At 62.1% G+C, this 16,510-nt stretch carries 15 protein-coding genes and 2 pseudogenes; 7 read left to right on the plus strand and 10 right to left on the minus strand.

The window, feature by feature from the left end; translation table 11 throughout:
* Positions 1–99: 99 nt before the first annotated feature.
* From X743_RS144800 to X743_RS144770, 8 genes and pseudogenes are all read right to left on the minus strand, one after another.
* Complete coding sequence (locus X743_RS144800) at positions 100–1,218, minus strand: DUF2333 family protein (RefSeq protein ID WP_023767993.1); 1,119 nt, start codon at positions 1,216–1,218, stop codon at positions 100–102.
* 103 nt (positions 1,219–1,321) lie between these two features.
* Entirely contained in the window at positions 1,322–2,623 is a 1,302-nt protein-coding gene (locus tag X743_RS144795) for a DUF6638 family protein (RefSeq protein ID WP_023767994.1), read from the minus strand.
* A gap of 67 nt (positions 2,624–2,690) precedes the next feature.
* Entirely contained in the window at positions 2,691–3,101 is a 411-nt protein-coding gene (locus X743_RS144790; protein WP_031250344.1) for a DUF559 domain-containing protein, read from the minus strand.
* A 134-nt stretch (positions 3,102–3,235) separates the two neighbouring features.
* Positions 3,236–5,144: pseudogene (locus X743_RS07155) on the minus strand (ATP-binding protein).
* A 24-nt stretch (positions 5,145–5,168) separates the two neighbouring features.
* Complete coding sequence (locus X743_RS144785) at positions 5,169–6,314, minus strand: hypothetical protein (RefSeq protein ID WP_023767997.1); 1,146 nt, start codon at positions 6,312–6,314, stop codon at positions 5,169–5,171.
* 44 nt (positions 6,315–6,358) lie between these two features.
* Complete coding sequence (locus X743_RS144780) at positions 6,359–7,447, minus strand: hypothetical protein (RefSeq protein ID WP_023767998.1); 1,089 nt, start codon at positions 7,445–7,447, stop codon at positions 6,359–6,361.
* Positions 7,448–7,754: 307 nt separating this feature from the next.
* A complete protein-coding gene (locus X743_RS144775) occupies positions 7,755–8,144 on the minus strand; it encodes a cytochrome c family protein (RefSeq protein WP_031258316.1) in 390 nt (129 codons plus the stop codon).
* Positions 8,145–8,267: 123 nt separating this feature from the next.
* Positions 8,268–8,879 carry a thymidine kinase gene (locus X743_RS144770; protein ID WP_023768000.1) on the minus strand — a complete coding sequence of 204 codons (612 nt, stop codon included), beginning with the start codon at positions 8,877–8,879 and terminating at the stop codon, positions 8,268–8,270.
* A 380-nt stretch (positions 8,880–9,259) separates the two neighbouring features.
* Here X743_RS144770 and X743_RS144765 point away from each other — a divergent pair, with 380 nt between their 5' ends.
* The 4 genes and pseudogenes from X743_RS144765 (at position 9,260) to X743_RS144750 (ending at position 12,761) form a co-directional block, all read left to right on the plus strand.
* Positions 9,260–10,195, plus strand: a complete 936-nt coding sequence (locus X743_RS144765; protein ID WP_023779566.1) for a choline ABC transporter substrate-binding protein — start codon at positions 9,260–9,262, stop codon at positions 10,193–10,195.
* A gap of 136 nt (positions 10,196–10,331) precedes the next feature.
* Positions 10,332–11,262, plus strand: a pseudogene (locus X743_RS144760) (ABC transporter permease subunit).
* The gene (choV, locus tag X743_RS144755; protein ID WP_013893438.1) at positions 11,259–12,440 is read left to right on the plus strand and encodes a choline ABC transporter ATP-binding protein; all 1,182 of its coding nucleotides are present in this window, start codon (positions 11,259–11,261) and stop codon (positions 12,438–12,440) included. Before X743_RS144760 ends, choV begins: the two are co-directional and overlap by 4 nt.
* A gap of 87 nt (positions 12,441–12,527) precedes the next feature.
* Complete coding sequence (locus X743_RS144750) at positions 12,528–12,761, plus strand: hypothetical protein (protein WP_156934511.1); 234 nt, start codon at positions 12,528–12,530, stop codon at positions 12,759–12,761.
* A gap of 67 nt (positions 12,762–12,828) precedes the next feature.
* Here the strand turns inward: X743_RS144750 and X743_RS144745 are convergent, their stop codons facing one another.
* Both X743_RS144745 and X743_RS144740 read right to left on the minus strand, forming a co-directional pair.
* Positions 12,829–14,238 carry an ATP-binding protein gene (locus X743_RS144745; protein ID WP_023768005.1) on the minus strand — a complete coding sequence of 470 codons (1,410 nt, stop codon included), beginning with the start codon at positions 14,236–14,238 and terminating at the stop codon, positions 12,829–12,831.
* The gene (locus tag X743_RS144740; protein ID WP_023768006.1) at positions 14,235–14,954 is read right to left on the minus strand and encodes a response regulator transcription factor; all 720 of its coding nucleotides are present in this window, start codon (positions 14,952–14,954) and stop codon (positions 14,235–14,237) included. Before X743_RS144740 ends, X743_RS144745 begins: the two co-directional genes overlap by 4 nt.
* 318 nt (positions 14,955–15,272) lie before the next feature.
* On the opposite strand from X743_RS144740, the gene X743_RS144735 reads away from it, so the two are divergent.
* The 3 genes from X743_RS144735 (at position 15,273) to X743_RS144725 (ending at position 16,346) form a co-directional block, all read left to right on the plus strand.
* Positions 15,273–15,572 (plus strand): hypothetical protein, encoded by a 300-nt coding sequence (locus tag X743_RS144735; RefSeq protein WP_023768007.1) that lies wholly within the window; start codon positions 15,273–15,275, stop codon positions 15,570–15,572.
* A gap of 36 nt (positions 15,573–15,608) precedes the next feature.
* Positions 15,609–15,854: a hypothetical protein gene (locus X743_RS144730; RefSeq protein ID WP_023768008.1), complete on the plus strand. Its 246-nt coding sequence runs from the start codon at positions 15,609–15,611 to the stop codon at positions 15,852–15,854.
* Between the two features lie 162 nt (positions 15,855–16,016).
* Positions 16,017–16,346 (plus strand): hypothetical protein, encoded by a 330-nt coding sequence (locus X743_RS144725; protein WP_023768009.1) that lies wholly within the window; start codon positions 16,017–16,019, stop codon positions 16,344–16,346.
* The last annotated feature ends 164 nt before the right edge of the window (positions 16,347–16,510 follow it).

Raw genomic sequence — 16,510 nt, forward strand, 5'->3', positions numbered from 1 at the left:
CGACGGCGCAAATCCGCCATCGGCTTGCCCTTTGCTTTATGCATGTCGTTCTCCCCAAAACCGGGACCACTGTTGGGCGACATGCATTGCGGCTCAGCGCTACTGGGTCAGAACATTGCTGATCTCGACCATGTTGGAGCGCACGCGCAGGATGTAGAAGCCCATCGTCGTCAGGTGTGTCGGCAACAGCCAGCCATCCTCGCGGCCATTGGCGATGATGAAGGGCTGGATCCTCAGAGCCGAGACGAACTGGGCATCCATCGTGTCCCACAGGCTCTGCAGGTGCTTTTCCTTGAGGACATCCTCGAAATCGGCCTGAGCGCCTTTCATCAGCCCGTAATAGGCATAGAGCTGGCCATAGGCGAACCAGTAGCGGTCGTCGGCGCGGGTGTCGAACCAGCCATTGTTGTGGTTTTCGGCACGCTCCTTGAGGATGGCCGAGGTTGAACCGATGTCCGAAGCAATGCGGTCGATATACTGCTTCAGATTGTCGGCGCGGGCATCGAAGGTCGCCTGGCAGGTGGCGAGGCGAGCGTTGAAGGAGCGCAGATTGGCCATCGCACGGCGGTACATGCTGGGCGTGGTCGCGGTCATGCCGTTGCGGCTGATGTACCAGATGGACTCGTCATACTGCAGCTGACCGCGGGCATCCTGGAGATTGGTATCGATCTGCGAGGTGGTGCGCACACGGCCAAGATTGTCGGCAAGCTCGGTCGCGGTGCGCCGCACCGCCTGGTTGATGCCGCGCTGGAACGAAGCCTTGTTGTCCATCCAGGGCGTGTCGTCCCAGTCGATGCCGAACAGGCCGAACTTGTAAAGGATCATCGACGAGACCCAGGCGTTCTGATTGACGTTGAAGTCGATCAGATCCGCCGCCACCTGGGCAATGCCGGAATTGCCGCAAGTCTTGGCCGTGTCGGTGCCGCTGCCGGCGGCGACCTGCTCGCCGGCGGAGACATTGCGCTTCTCGAAAGTGTAAGAGTCGGGATAGGTCGGGTTGAAATTGCTCCACCATTGGGTGGCGTAGAAGAAATTGGCGTAGAGGCCGACCAGCACCAGCAAAGCCAGGCCGACCACCGCCTTGAGGATCCAGCCGCGCTGCGTATACCAGCGCCCGGCCCACAGGAAAGGCCACAAGATCACGCCGATGACGAGGCCGATGCCGCGGCCGATCCACTGGAAAATGCGGGTGAAGAAATTCACGATCGGATCAAGCATGGCTTATGTCACCCCCTCAAAGCATGATGTCAGAAAATTGCGGACTTTTTTAAATAACATGCACCAAACAACAAGTTAGAACGAAATGACGGGTCATTTCATTCTAGTCGGTCAGACCGTAGAGGCGCGTGCGAAACGCCACCTTGTCCTTCAAATATGTGGTTTTCAGAACGTCCACAACATGCGATCGCCAGGCGTCGCTGAAGCCGTCATAGTCCCTGTAGAAGCCCTGTTTGTTGAAGATGTAGCGCGAGACGAAGTCCGACGGTACGAAATCCGAGATCAGCCGGTTGGTCAGCCATGCGTCGGGGTGGTCCGGCTTGGCACGGGTCACCAGGAAGCGCTGCTGGGGAAACACGTCGTCGATCTTGAGTTGGCCAAGCTGGGTGATTTCGCGCTTGGCGGCATTGAGGAAGGGAAAATTGCCGTCCTTGGCGATCAGGTCGGCATGGCTCTGGATCCAGGTCTGCAGCCAGACCTTGTCGACGTCGGTCAGGTTGCGGTCGGGTTCGGCGTCGCGGATCAGTGCACGCACCACCATCTCGGCCCGGTGCTCGAGATAGCCGGACGACTCGATCCATGAGGCGCGCGGCAGTTCGATGCGGCCGGTGCTGGCCAGGAACTTGAACACCTTGTCGGCGTCGTTGATCGAGAGATAGCTGACCTGCCAGGGCCGCGAGCGTCGGAAGCCGGGGGCGGCCGGGTCGCTGATCACCGTCGTCATGTCGGGGTCGACGAACACGTAGAGCCCGCCGAAATGGCTGGTCCAGTAGGCATTGTGGCGGAAGATCACCTGGTCGGGCACCAGAGCGTTCTCGCGGATGTCGCCGCAGATCTTCGCCAGCTCCACCATGCGGTTCAGCATGGCGTTGTCGCGCCAGGCATCCGGCTCCTGCTTCAGCCTGTCGACGAGCTTGCCGAGTTCGGCCGCCTTGCCCAGCACGTCCTCGGCCGAAAGCACCTTGAACTCGATCTGGCTGATCGACAGCAGGTCCTCGATGTCGTTGACCTTGGGAACAGTGTCCTCGATCTCGCCGTAGATGACGTCCTTGATGGTCAGCGCATCGATGGCGCGCTGGTTCTTGGACATGAACTCGAACATCAGCTGCGAGGTGTTGGAGAAGGCGGTGTGCACCACCGGCAGGTCGATCTGCGACGGCGTCAGGATGATGAAGCGGCGGTTGACCTCGTTGGGATCGAGATAGTCAGGGTCGCCGCATTCATCGGCGATCTCGGGCGAGAAACCGGTGCGGTCGATCTGAAAGCTCGAAAGCTTTGTCGGCTTGAGGCCGAACGCGGCCAGCGCCTTGTTGTAGCGCTGGATGAGATGCGGCTCGTCGACAGTGAGCAGCCGGCCATAGATGAGTTCGTTGTCGCGCAGAAGGTCGGGTTTTTTGGCGGTCATTTTTCCTTCTCCCCGTTCACGGGGAGAAGGTGCCCGAAGGGCGGATGAGGGGCGGCGCACACGGTCATTATTCTTGCTCCAACGCCGCAGCCGGCAGAAATTTCGCATCGACACCGATCATCTTGCGATCCAGCCGCCCATCCAATGCTGCAACAATCGTATCCAGGACGCTCTTGCGGCCCGTCAGGACATCCGCGTGCCATACCCTCAACACTGACCAGCCGTTCCTGTTCATGGTCTCGTCCCTGTATCGATCACCGGATCGACTGGCATGCTGACTGCCATCGACTTCCACAACCAGGTTGGCCTCGCGGCAGGCGAAGTCCGCGAAATATGGGCCAATTGGCAGTTGACGAACAAATTTGTGGCCATTCAGTCGCCGCCCACGCAATTCGTGCCACAGACGTTCCTCGGCATCGTTTTCAACCTTCCGCAGTTCGCGGGCTCTCACAACTTTTGGCTCATTTCTTCCACGCATGGCGCTGCCCCTCATCCGCCCTTCGGGCACCTTCTCCCCGTAAACGGGGAGAAGGAAAAGATCACCAATTGCCCTTCTTCTTCATCTCCTCCATCTCGCGCGCTGCCCTCTCGCGNACGGGGAGAAGGAAAAGATCACCAATTGCCCTTCTTCTTCATCTCCTCCATCTCGCGCGCTGCCCTCTCGCGCAGTCTTGCGTCGCGCAGCAGCTTCTCCACGGCAGCGTCGTCGGACTTGTCGGAATAGCGGAATTCCGAGTCGGCGTAGCGGTTGATCTCCTGCATGACCATGTCCATCGAGAACGGCCCGCGCAGTTCCTCGATCATGGCTTTCTTGTCGTCGTAGGCCTTGTGCATGAAGGCTTCCGGCTTCTCGAACCAGTCGTCGGGAAGCTCGATGTCCATGGCGCGCATCTTGATGGCGTCGGTGACGTTCTTGATGNATGGCGCGGCCGGTGAAGCGCGGCTCGGCATCCTTGATCAGGTGCAGGTAGGTGCCGATGTCCGCCATGGTCTTGGGTGCGCCATTTTCCTTCATGTAGCGCTCGTAGACCTTCATCAGGCCGTCTTCCTGCGGCTTCTCGTGCTCCTCATAGGCCTCGGTCACGGCGCGCTGGATTTCCTGCGCGGCGTAGAGTTCGTGGTCACCGAGCGGGATCTCGTGGTTCTTGCCGGCGAGCAGCACGAAGATGTCGATGTAATCGTCGCGGCTCTGCGGGCCGTCGACCAGCCAGCGGGCGCCGGCGCGCTGGCGCAGCGCATCGTCGACATTTTCGGGATAGTTGGAGAACATGCCGAACGAGCAGTTGCCGCGCACCACGGTGGCGGCACCGGCGAAGGCGTCCATCAAGACGCCGGTGATCTCCTGCTGGCCGGCGGAGGCGCGGTCGTCGGAGCGTTTGGCGGCCACTTGGTCGATGTCGTCGATGGTGCCGAAGCCGATGACGCGCGGGTTCAGCACATTGTTGATGAACTGACGGCAGTTCTGGCCCGATTTGCCCTGATAGGACGAGATCTGGTCGACGCCGAAATTCTCGTAGGCGAAGGGATAGCCCGCGACCTGGCAGTAGCCGTTGACGAGACCGGCGATCATCTGGATCAGCGTCGTCTTGCCGGTGCCGGGCGCGCCGTCGCCGATGAAGGTGAACAGGAAACCGCCGAGTTCGACGAACGGGTTCAACTCGCGCTCGAAATCATAGGCCATCAGCATCTTGGCGAGCTTGACCGACTGGTATTTGGCGATGTGGTTGCCGACGACCTCTTCGGGCGTCTTGAAGGTCATCACCAGCGGCTTCGAACGCTTGCCGGGTGCAACGTCGAAGCCGTCGAGGGTGAAATCGTCGGCGTCGATGCGGATATGGGCGTTCTCGAACGGGCCGATGCCGTCGAAGCGGCCTTTTCGCGCCAGGAGCCCATCGATGGCGACACGGGCGAAAGCGCGCGCGCGCGTCATCAGGTCGGCGTCGTCGGACGCGCCTGATATCGCCTTGTCGAGGCCGGCCAGGATCGACTTCACCGCGTCCTGCGGCGTATCGAACAGGAAATCCGGCTCGGGGATGTCGTTGGGCGCCTCGCCGTCGCTGTCGATCAGCTGGAACAGATAGGATGCCAGGCTGAAGGCGGAGATATAGGCGGAGGCCGACAGCAGCTTCTTGAAGGCCGATGCCTCGTCGCCCTCCAGCGGGGCGCGGGTGTTCTTCGCCTGCAGGCTTTCGAGGTCGGAGCCTTCGGCGAAAACATCGGATATGGCCAGGGCAATGGCCGTGCCGCGCCGGGCGCGAAACAGAAGCGTGTGCTGCGGGATGGTGAGCAACTGGTCGTCGGGATGGACGGCGCCGACTGTCTTCGACAGCTCGACCTCGCGCGTGCGGCGCACAGAACCCACCGATACGGTGGAGACGAAGCGGCGGTTGGTGCCGGCCAGCGCCGTGCCGGATTCTCGCGAGGGATCCTCCAGCACGACGATGCGGGTGATGAAGCTCTGCGCGGTGGCGCGGTGCTTCTCGACAGCCGCTTCCGGGATGGTGGTCAGGCCGGTATCCATGAAGGTTGCTCCGTGGTGTGACGCTCAGACGTCCGAGATGACCTGTCCGTTGGACAGGATGTGGACCTTGTAGCCGGAAAAGATCTTCTGCGCCTCGCCGGCGGCGTAGAGCGCCTGGTAGGCTTCGTGCGGAATCAGCGCGTGGTTCTCGTAGCTCGACACGCCCTGGCGCGCGGCTTCCAGATCGTCGGTGTTGATGAAGAATTCCTGGGTCGTCTTCTCGCTTGAAAACAGCCCCCTGCGGCCGGGTTTCTCGGCCTTGGAATAGACTTCCTGGATGGTCCAGGTCAAAAGCCAGGCATTCTCCGGCTTGCGCACCTTGGCCAGCACCTCGGTCACCGTCGAATTGTTGTCGGTGATACCAGCCGAATAGAAGGGGCCGAGCACGACGCGGCGCAATTGCTTGGGGTGCAGCGGCTCGAAATCCTTGTCGAGGTTGACGGCGATCGTCGCCGGCGACAGGGTGTAGGCGGAATTCTTCTCGGTGAAATCGTCGAAACGGTGGGCGAGCTCCGGATTGAGCAGACCGTCGACCGGCAGCGGAATGTCGACCTTCTCGTTGAGCTTGCCGTTCCTGTCGACGAGTTGGCTGATCATGGTTTCCGAGGAATCTTCCACCGTCACCATGTAAACCAGGGGCAGGTTGGCGCTGCCGTCGAATGTCGCCCAATGGACGAGATAGTAGGGCCGCGCCGTCTTCGGGTTGACCGAGACCTTGGCGGTCTGCGCCAGGGTGAAGGGCCCGAAGGTCTGCTCGCTGTTGACGTCCTCGAGATACAGCCGCTCGGCCATCGACTTCTGCAGCGCCTCGGGGAATTCCTTGTGGCGCAGGATGAAATCGGCCATCTCCTCGCGCAATTCGCCGGCCAGCGGGATGTTGGCGAGCCGGCTGTCCGCCTGGCGGCGGTCATTTTCCAGTTCGAGCAGGTTCTGGAACACTGGAAAGCCGCTTTCGGCGCGCGAAATCCGGAACGTGTCCACGAAGCCCAGCCGGTTGCGCCAGCAGGAGAAGGATTTGTCGAGCCGGGCGATGTATTCGGCGACGATCTTGGCGACGATGCCGTGCCGGTAGAGCGGCGAGCGGTCGTCGCGCATGAACACTTCCAAGCCGCTGAGCGCGGCTGTGATTGCCGAGAAATACCGCGCCGCCGCGTCGTTTTCGGGGGTCATGCTACTGGCCTCAAGTCGGAACGCGACACTGGCGAGTGCAGCAATTAAGACTGTACGTAGTCGGCCGAATTGTGCTTCTTCAGCACCTCGTCGAAGCGGCGGGCGAAGGCGTCGTCGGCCAGCTTCTTGCGGCGCTGGATGTCGGCGCTGGCGACCATGTTCTTCTCGTGCATTTCGAGCAAGTCGCCGATGTGCTTTTGCGAGGCGGCACCGATGCCGGCCATGGTTTCCTCGGCGGTGTTGTCGACCTGGCTGCCCAGCGTGTTGATCTTGTGGGCGACGTCCTGCTGGGCGGCGGTCTTCAGCGAATCTTCCAGCGCCTTGTAGAGCACGATGCGCTGCTCGGTATCGATGGTCAGCTTGTTGATCAGCGTCGACTGCGCCGCGATCTGGTTGTTGAGCGAATCCACGAAGGTCTGGAACATCGAGGTGTAGCGCTCCAGCGTCTGGCTCTCGGCCAGCAGTTCCTGCTCCTTGGCCTGCTTCTCGTTGTATTCGGTGGCGAGCTTGGAGCGCTCGCCTTCGAGCTGCGTGCGGTCCTTCTGGCTGGTCGAGGCGGCGATCTTGTTCTCGATGTCGAGCAGCATCGGGTTGAGTTCCTCGATGCGCTTCTGCACGGTTTCGAGGTTGGACATGGTGGTCTTGCGGCGCTCGATCACCTGCGACAGGCTTGTCTCCGAAGTCTTGTAGCGCTGGTCGAGGACCTCCTTCTGCGCCTTCAGGATGCCGACGATGGTGTCGGACTTGGCCAGCAGTTCCTGCAGATTGCCGGCCAGCGACATGTTGCGGACACGGTCGGTGCGCATGCGTTGCTTGCTCTGGCTGGAGAAGATGCCGATGAAGTTTTCCCAGCCGGTGTAGTTCTTCATGCTTTCGAACTCGGCGCCGAAGACGTTGGTGGCGTCCTCCAGGCCGATGATCAGGTCGGCGATGTTGCCTTCCATCACCTTCTGCTGCTTCAGCACATCCTCGATGCGGGCGTTCTCGATGTCGAAATTGGCGTCGCCGATCTTCTTGTCGGCGGTGGCAAGCGTGTCGAGCACGGTGCCGGACTGCTCGATCTTGGTGCGCATGTCCTGGACGACCTGCTTGGTCTTGGCAATTTCGGCATCGAAATTCTGCAATGTCGCCATAGGGGCCTCCCGCTTCGGCATCAGGTCGCTGGTTGCGAACAGCGGCGAATATATGTGGGGTATCAGGGGATTGAAAGACGTGAAGACAGGGACGGTGCGAAAACAAAATATCAGGCCGGACCCTTGAAAGGCAATGGAACGGTGGTCATGGCGTGATTAGCTGGTGAGCCGAGCATAGTTCAGCTGATTTTGAACTTCCACGCCGGCAAAGCAGTCAGTCTCCATCGATTAGGATGGTCCTGAAGCCGGACAACAACTGACCAGTTGCAGCAGCCGCTCCATGCGTCAGCCGGCGCCATCATGCTGCTCAGGGCTTGGGATCGGCCTTCAGATAGGCGATGACGTTGGCGATGTCGTCGTCGCTGCTGAGGCCACCGAAAGCCATCTTGTTGCCGGGCACCTTCAGCCTGGGAGCCTTAAGGTATCCGGCAAGGTTTGCCTCGTCCCAGACGAGACCAGCGGCGCCGGCGTTTTTCATGGCTTCCGAATAGTGGTCAAGGAAGCTTTCGGCGCTGCCCGCAGTGCGGCCGACGACACCCATCAGATGCGGGCCGACCTTGTCGCGGTCGGTGGCTGCTTCATGGCAGGCGATGCAGCGGTTGAAGACGTGCTTGCCCTGCACCGGATCACCGCCGGCGTGAGCGGCAATGGAGGTGGCCAACAGAAGGATGCTGGCTGACGAAACGGCTCGAAGCATGGCTGACCTCCAGTTGGTTCCGGCTGACGGCTTATAGGGCCGACGCCTTAACAAACGCTGCATCGTGGCGGGGATGGATGCCCGATCCGGTTGCACAAGGCCGGGGCGAGGTTGCCATCCCGGTCAGTTCCTCGCGAAGCCGATGAAATCGTCGGGCACGGCGCGGCCCATCTCTTCCTCCCAGTGGCGGCGGCAGAGCGAGACGTAGACGTCCTTGCCGATCGCCACCTGTTCGCCTTGCCGGGCGACCTTGCCGTCGGGGCCGAGACGCACGACCATCGTTGCCTTGCGGCCGCAGCGGCAGATGGTGCGGACTTCGCGCAGATCGTCGGCGATGGCCAGCAGCGCGCGCGAGCCGGAAAACAGCTTGCCCTGGAAATCGGTGCGCAGGCCATAGCACATGACGGGGATGTTCAACCGGTCGGCGATGCGGGCGAGCTGCCAGACCTGCTCCTCCTCCAGGAACTGCGCCTCGTCGACGAAGACGCAATGCACGGCGCTGCGATGATGATGCTCGGCGACGCGGGCGAACAGATCGTCGCCGTCGCGGAACATCTCGGCCTCGGTCTCCAGCCCGATGCGCGACGAGATCAGGCCGCTGTCGCCCTTGCGGTAGTGGCCGGCGACGAACAGCATCGTCGTCATGCCGCGCTCGCGATAGTTATACGACGCCTGCAGCAGCATCGTCGTCTTGCCGGCATTCATCGTCGCGTAGTGGAAGTAAAGCTTGGCCATATTGCCCTGTAAGGTCTGTTGATATTCAGGTGAGGCCGGCCTGCAAATGGCGGCTCCCTGCGCTTCCGATGCTCACGTACGAAAAGTACGCTCCGCTTCGGTTCTCGGAACCCACCATTTTCGGCGCGGCCTGACCTGAATCTAAACAGACCTTAAGCCGACTTGGCTCGGCGCGGGGAGGGGCTGTCGCCGCATTCCCCTGAAAAAGCCGCCTCGCGTAACAAAAGCGTCAACCGTGTCGCTGATGGGCCAGTCCGCGCCGTTGATCGTGATTGCCTTACCGCTTGAAACCACAACAGAATGGTGTTTGGCTGGCGAAACAAGGCGGGCAGAGAAACCGTAACTACGCTTCGCCAAAGAATCACAATGGGAGACTGTCTATGTCGCGTATGAATTCCTTCGTCGCCGGCCTCGGCCTGGCGGCTTTCCTGTCCACGAGTGCTGCCTTTGCCGGCGATCCGGAAAGCTGCAAGGCCGTGCGTCTCTCCGATGTCGGCTGGACCGACATCCAGGCGACGACCGGCGTCGCCTCGGTGCTGCTCACCGCGCTCGGCTACGAGCCGCAAACGATCCAGCTGTCGGTGCCGGTGACCATGGCGTCGCTGAAGAACAAGGATCTCGATGTCTTCCTCGGCAATTGGATGCCGTCGATGACCAACGACATCAAGGACTACACCGCCGACGGTTCGGTCGAGACGATCAGCACCAACCTGACCGGCGCCGGCTACGGCATCGTCGTGCCGACCTATGTGGCGGACGCCGGCGTGAAGTCGCTGACCGACATCGGCAAGTTCAAGGACAAGTTCAACGGCAAGATTTATGGCATCGAGGCCGGCAATGACGGCAACCGCATCATCCTCGACATGATCAAGAACCCGAAGGACAATCTCGAGGGCTTCGAACTGGTCGAGTCGTCGGAGGCCGGCATGCTGACGCAGGCCGAGCAGTCGATGAAGAACAACGAGTGGATCGCCTTCCTCGGCTGGACGCCGCATCCGGTGATGGGCGCCATGAAGATCACCTATCTCGACGGCATGGGCGACAGCGGTTTCGGCGCCGCCACCGTCTACACCGTCGCGCGCAAGGGCTACACCACCGAATGCCCGAATGCCGGCAAGTTCATCGCCAATCTGAAGTTCAACCTGGATATGGAAGGCCAGATGATGGACGCCATCCTGAAAGGCGGCGACGCCAACACGGTTGCGACCGACTGGCTGAAGAAGAATCCGGATGCCGTCAAGCCGTGGATCGCCGGCGTGACCACCTTCGACGGCGGCGACGCCGCGGCCGCGATCAAGACCGCGCTCGGAGGCTGAGCCGGCTTTTTTTCGGCGTAATCGAAAGAAGGGGGCAGCCACTGGAAAAGGCTGCCCTTTTTCATATGCTGTGACAAGATGACGTTGCGAGAGCTGAGGCCGAGGGCAGGGCGGCTTCGCGTCTGAGAGGGGCGATATGGATCCGATTTCGAAATTCATGGTCGATCACAAGATTCCGATCGGCGCCTGGGGAAAGGCGTTCTTCGGTTTCCTCACAGACAATTTCGACACCGTGTTCAGGGCCTTTTCGAATGGGCTGAATTTCCTGCTCGACGGGCTGGTCGGCATCCTGCTGATGGTGCCGCCGGTGCTGCTGGCGCTGGTCATCGCTGTCGTCGCCNCTGCTCGACGGGCTGGTCGGCATCCTGCTGATGGTGCCGCCGGTGCTGCTGGCGCTGGTCATCGCTGTCGTCGCCTGGCTGCTGCAGCGGTCTCGACCACTCGCCATCGGCGTATTCCTCGGCCTGATCTTCATCATCAACCAGAACCTTTGGAAGCAGACGGTGCAGACATTGGTGCTGGTCGTGGCGGCCGCCGCCATGGCGATGGCCATCGGCGTGCCGCTCGGCATCTGGGCGGCGCACAAGCCCAAGGTCTACCGCATCATGCTGCCGGTGCTCGACCTGATGCAGACGCTGCCGACCTTCGTGTACCTTATCCCGGTGCTGACGCTGTTCGGCCTCGGCAATGCGCCCGGCCTCATCGTCACCATCATCTTCGTCATCCCGACCGCGGTCAGGCTCACCCATCTCGGCGTCGTCTCGGTGCCGAAGTCGATCATCGAAGCCGGCGAGGCGTTCGGCGCCACCAAGAGCCAGCTTTTGTGGAAGGTGGAACTGCCCTCGGCATTGCCCACCATCATGGCAGGGCTGACCCAGTCGATCATGCTGTCGCTGTCGATGGTGGTGTTCGCCGCACTGATCGGCGCCGGCGGCCTCGGCACGGAAATCAACCGCGCACTCGGCTCGCGCCGCATCGATCTCGGGCTTGAGGCCGGTCTAGCCATCGTCGTGCTTGCAATCGTGCTCGACCGGATGACCCGTATTGGCGTTGGAGGCAAGAAATGACCGTCGCCGTCGATTTCAAGAACGTCGACATCGTCTTCGGCGCCGATCAGGCCGGCTCGCTGGCGATGATCGACAAGGGCGCGACACGCGCCGAAATCCTCGAGAAGACCGGCAATGTGCTGGGCTGCGCCGACGCCAGCCTCACCGTGCACGAAGGCGAGATTTCGGTGCTGATGGGCCTGTCGGGCTCCGGCAAGTCGACGCTGCTCAGGGCCGTCAACCGGCTCAACGTGGTGTCGCGCGGCCAGGTTCTGGTCAAGGACGGCGACAAAATCGTCGATGTCGTCACGTGCGACCAGGCCACATTGCGGCGCCTGCGCCAGAAGCAGGTGGCGATGGTGTTCCAGCAGTTCGGCCTGTTGCCGTGGCGCACGGTGGAGGAAAATGTCGGGCTCGGCCTCGAACTCGCCGGCGTGCCGGACGCCGAACGCAAGGAGCGCGTGCACAGGCAGCTCAAGCTTGTCAATCTCGACCAGTGGTCGAACAAATACGCCCACGAGCTGTCGGGCGGCATGCAGCAACGCGTCGGCCTGGCGCGCGCCTTCGCCACCGAAGCGCCGATCCTGTTGATGGACGAGCCGTTCTCGGCGCTCGACCCGCTGATCCGCACCAAGCTGCAGGACGAGTTGCTGCAGCTGCAGGCCGAGCTGAAGAAGACCATCATCTTCGTCAGCCACGATCTGGAGGAGGCGCTGAAGATCGGCAGCCATATCACCATCATGGAAGGCGGCCGCATCGTCCAGACCGGCGCGCCCGAAGACATCGTGCTGCGCCCCGCCAACGACTATGTCCGCGACTTCATCGCCAATGTGAACCCGCTGTCGGTGCTGACCGCCTGGAACGTGATGCGCGACCGCCGCGACCTGGAGCATGGCGACAATGGCTGGGTGTGGCTCGACCGGCGCAAGACGACGCGCTTCAAGATCGACGACCACGGGCTGGTGGCGGCGGCCGAACGCGACGGCAAGCCGGCGGTGTGGATGTCCTGCGCCGATGTCGAAGCCCAGTCGGAGGAAGCAGCGCAAGTGTTCTGGGCCAATCCCGGCACATCGCTGAAAACGGTGATGCTTGCCATGCACCGCTCGCAGACAGCACCCGTAGCGCTGTTCGACGACCAGTCCCGCTTCGTCGGCGCCATCGGCATCAGGGATGTGCTGAGCGCGGTGCTGCGGCGTTAGTTGAGCGCGGTCTTGCAGGGACAGGGCGCTTTGAAGCGGATTCGGAATTGGTTTTCTAAACCGCGGGTCGCTCAAACGGCGCTCGGCTTGCTGCTTGTGATCGCGATGCGATCGATCCTGGAATTCTTCAGGATCGGCGGGGCAACCGGTGCGCCGCTGAGTGCAAACCAGCTCTTTTATGTCGAAGGGGCGTTCGCGGCAGTCAGTGCCGCGTTGGCGGTTCTTGTCCTGCATGCATTCGGGCGGCACGGTTGGGCAACGTTGTCCAGCGTGATGGCAATAATCGCCCTGCTGGCATGGAAAATCGCCGTCATCCGTTGAGAATCGGCAAGCGGGACCATCCCTGGTCCCTGCGCCTCTTGCGAGGTCGGCATTTGGACGACCCGCGTCAGGCCGCCAGCGGCAGGCGCAGCTCCGTCAGCAGGCCGCCGGCAGGATGGTTGGACAGGCGGACCTCGCCGCCGGCGGCGCGGGCGATGTTGCGGGCGATGGTGAGGCCGAGACCGAGGCCGCCGGTCTGGCGGTTGCGGGATTGTTCGAGGCGCACGAAAGAACCGAACACGGCATCAATCTGGGCCTGCGGTATGCCCGGTCCTTCGTCACGGATGGCAAGCGTGATCGTGCGGTCGGAGCGGTGCAGGCTCAGATGCGCCTTCTTGCCGTAGGTTACGGCGTTCTGCACCAGATTGGTGACGCAGCGCTTCAGCGCAACCGGCCGCGCCATGCAGATCAAGCCGCGTGAGCGAGTATCGTCATTGTCGAAGGAGACGTCCGGGTAGGCATCGGCGATCGATTCCACGAGCGACCAGAAGTCGATGCGTTCGCTCTTCTCCTCGGTCACCTCGAAGGTGGCGAAGTCGATCACTGAACTGGCGATGCTCTCGACGTCGGCGAGATCGTGCGCCAGCGCCTCGCGCACCGCCGATTTGCGCAACAGCTCCAGGCGCAGCCGCATCCGCGTCATCGGCGTGCGCAGGTCATGCGCGAGTGCGGCGGCCAGATGTTCGCGGTCCTCGACATATTCGCGCAGCCTGGCCTGCATGGCGTTGATCGCCCTGGCGGCGGCCTGGACCTCGCGGCTGCCCGATTCGGCGATGGGTGGGCTCTTCAGGTCCTTGCCGATCCTGTTCACGGCGGTTTCCATCATCCGGTAGGGCGCCGTCAGCCGGCGCAGCGACCAGATCGACATGATGACCACCAGTCCGGCGATCAGCGAATAGAGCGGCAGGCTGTCGACGCTCAGGATCGGGCCGATGGGTGTGATCGGCTCGGTGAAGTTCAGCCATTGGCCGTCGGCGAAGCGCAGCGATGCCGTCAGCTTGTCGCTCTGGGCGAAATTGGCGGCCAGCACCAGCAGGTCGCGCTCAACCTGGCCGATATCAGGCCCCGGCTGGGTGCCGCCGGCGTCGTCGGCCTCGCGCGTCGCCGGGTCGCGCCGAACGCGCGCGTCGGTGATGCCGAATTTCGACAGCCGGCCGACGAGGATGTCCTCGAGCTCGGCCAGTTCGTCGTCGCCGGCAATCGAGGAGGTGACCGCGGGCGTGTCCGAGACGGTCAGCGCATAAGTCGAATTGAACAGGCCGGTCGCGGTCGCCTTGCGCTCCTCCGGCGTGGCGTCATGCATCAGCTGCACCAGCGAGAAGGCGCGGTCGTTGAGGCGGTAGAGGTCGACCACGTCGTTGGCCGCGGCACGGTCGCGCGACACGATGTAGAGGGTCGCGACCTGGCTGATCAGCAGGCCGGCGATGACGATCAGCAGCACCCAGACAGGCAAGGTCTGCGGCAGGAAACGTCTCATTCGGAGATCGTCTCGGGCAGGAACTGGTAGCCGCCGCTGCGCACCGTGAGGATCAGTTTCGGCGTCTTGGGGTCGTCTTCCATCTTGCGCCGCAGCCGGCTGACCAGGATGTCGATGCTGCGGTCGAAGGAATAGTCGCTGTCGCCGCCGGAAAGCTCGATGAGCTGGTCGCGGGTCAGCACGCGCTGGGCGCTCTTGACGAAGGTCTGCAGCAGGTTGAACTCGGCCATCGTCAGTTCGACCCTGACATCGTCGGGCGCGGTCAGCCGGCGCCGCGAACAGTCCATCGTCCAGCCGGCGAAGCGGTAGATCTGCTTGGATGTGGGGCGCTTGGGTTCGGCGGCGGCACCGTTGCGCCGCAGCACGGCGCGGATGCGGGCCAGGAGTTCGCGCGGGTCGAAGGGTTTGGGCACATAGTCGTCGGCGCCCATCTCCAGCCCGACCACGCGGTCTGTGGTCTCGGTGACGGCGGTCAGCATGATGATCGGCGTCGAATACTGGGCGCGCAGGTCGCGGCACAGTTCCAGCCCGCTCTTGCCGGGCAGCATCACGTCAAGCACGATGAGGTCCACCTGCGCGCGGCGCAGGATCGTTTCCATCTCGATTCCGTCGGCCGCGACCGAGGTGTGCAGGCCCCGCTTCTGGAAGAATTCCTGAAGCAGGTCACGGATGCCCTTGTCGTCGTCGACGATCAGTATGTGCGCATCGGATTTCACAGGTGCCTGTCCCGGTTGCCGGCCAAGTCATTCTTGGCCGGTGAGCCACACGATAGAATTCGGGCCATATGTTGGCCAGTGCCTTGCATTTCAAGGAAGAACGAATTCCGCCTTCTCCACACCGAATGCAATGGCCGCGTCAAAGCCCAAAACCGGAACCGCTTTTGGGCGATATGCACCAGCCGGGCCGGCCAGACACAATCCAGAAACAAAATTCTACAATCGGGAAAAACTCCTGAAAAAGTAGGGCGGCATAACGGTGTCGTGGCGGTCAGGTCATTGGCCGCGACGCAAGTCTCCGGGTTCACGGAAAAACCGATGCCAAGATTGCCGATCAGTTTGCTGGGTGTGTTGCTGGGCGTCAGCCTCGCCTCCGCTTCTGTCGGACAATCGGACGCAAAGGTGACGCTCAGCCGGAGCGAGCGGTGTGCCAATCTCAGCCACCAATTCGATGAAGCCCTCGAAACCCACGCCACGGCCACGCAGGTCACCGCGGCAAAGGCACTTCAGAGAAAGGGCAACCGGTACTGCGCCGCCAAGAAACAGGCGCAGGGCATCCGGATGCTCGCCAATGCTTTGAAGCTGCTTGGAGTGACACCGAACGACCCAGTTCAGTGACACTCAAATCGACCCGCACAGAAAGGAAATGAAGCCATGAAGAAGTCCATCCTCTCCGCCACCGGTCTCGCCGTCGCTCTCGCTTTCGCGATGCCGGCTCTCGGCAACGCCGCAACGACCACGACCGCCGCTCCGGCTGCTGCCGCTACGACCACCACCACCGCTCCGGCTGCCGATGCCATGGCTACTCCGAAGAAGGTCGTGAAGAAGGTCAAGCACAAGAAGGTCGCCGCCAAGAAGGTCGTCAAGAAGGCCAAGCCGGCGGTTGCTCCGAAGGCCTGATCAGGTCGAAGACAGCTTCCTATCAAGGCCGTTCCAGCCGCAACCGGCTGGGGCGGCCTTCTGCCAAGCGCCTGATCGAGCGGCTGAACACCAGTGGCCCACAGCCAGCCTCCTCGATCGAACTTAACCTGTCTGCAACGCCGGCGGTGTAGGACATTCCGCATGAAGAAGCGGCTTTCGTCCATTTTGCGTTCGATGGTGCTCGGTGGCCTGATCGCCACTGGTGTCGCCAGGGTGCTGATCCTGTTTTCCGCCAGCCCGGTGCCGGATCCGGCGAGCGGACGCACCGAGCCTTCGCTGTTTGCACCGGCAATCTCCAGCAACTGGGACTACATAACGCCGGCACAGACCTGGCTGCTGATCATGCTCACCGGCGTGACGTTGATCTGCGTTGTCGCGTGGCCGATCGCTGCCTGGATGGAACGCCGGGCGGATGCCGACAGCTTGCGGCCAGCTTCAGGCCGCCACATCTTCGGCCGCCAGGACCGTTGAACCGCGGCCGGCAACTGCCCACATGATTGTGAACGGTCGCGTCATGCCGGTTAGCAGCAGTTCACCGTTTCATGGAAACGGTAAACTGCTCTAACCCTTTGTTTTGATGCACTTCCGGACGGAAAACCGTTTCACATTTTCCTGGAATTGCTCTATCGGGTTGC

This window comes from Mesorhizobium sp. LNHC232B00, assembly GCF_000502435.1.
Taxonomy (GTDB): Bacteria; Pseudomonadota; Alphaproteobacteria; order Rhizobiales; family Rhizobiaceae; genus Mesorhizobium; species Mesorhizobium opportunistum.

Coding starts and splice junctions, on each gene's coding strand:
- X743_RS144745 (WP_023768005.1), bottom strand. CDS start 14,238: ATGAGACGTTTCCTGCCGCAGACCTTGCCTGTCTGGGTGCTGCTGATC.
- X743_RS144730 (WP_023768008.1), top strand. CDS start 15,609: ATGAAGAAGTCCATCCTCTCCGCCACCGGTCTCGCCGTCGCTCTCGCT.
- X743_RS144775 (WP_031258316.1), bottom strand. CDS start 8,144: ATGCTTCGAGCCGTTTCGTCAGCCAGCATCCTTCTGTTGGCCACCTCC.
- X743_RS144735 (WP_023768007.1), top strand. CDS start 15,273: ATGCCAAGATTGCCGATCAGTTTGCTGGGTGTGTTGCTGGGCGTCAGC.
- X743_RS144785 (WP_023767997.1), bottom strand. CDS start 6,314: ATGACCCCCGAAAACGACGCGGCGGCGCGGTATTTCTCGGCAATCACA.
- X743_RS144800 (WP_023767993.1), bottom strand. CDS start 1,218: ATGCTTGATCCGATCGTGAATTTCTTCACCCGCATTTTCCAGTGGATC.
- X743_RS144795 (WP_023767994.1), bottom strand. CDS start 2,623: ATGACCGCCAAAAAACCCGACCTTCTGCGCGACAACGAACTCATCTAT.
- X743_RS144770 (WP_023768000.1), bottom strand. CDS start 8,879: ATGGCCAAGCTTTACTTCCACTACGCGACGATGAATGCCGGCAAGACG.
- X743_RS144765 (WP_023779566.1), top strand. CDS start 9,260: ATGTCGCGTATGAATTCCTTCGTCGCCGGCCTCGGCCTGGCGGCTTTC.
- X743_RS144790 (WP_031250344.1), bottom strand. CDS start 3,101: ATGCGTGGAAGAAATGAGCCAAAAGTTGTGAGAGCCCGCGAACTGCGG.
- X743_RS144725 (WP_023768009.1), top strand. CDS start 16,017: ATGAAGAAGCGGCTTTCGTCCATTTTGCGTTCGATGGTGCTCGGTGGC.
- choV (WP_013893438.1), top strand. CDS start 11,259: ATGACCGTCGCCGTCGATTTCAAGAACGTCGACATCGTCTTCGGCGCC.
- X743_RS144780 (WP_023767998.1), bottom strand. CDS start 7,447: ATGGCGACATTGCAGAATTTCGATGCCGAAATTGCCAAGACCAAGCAG.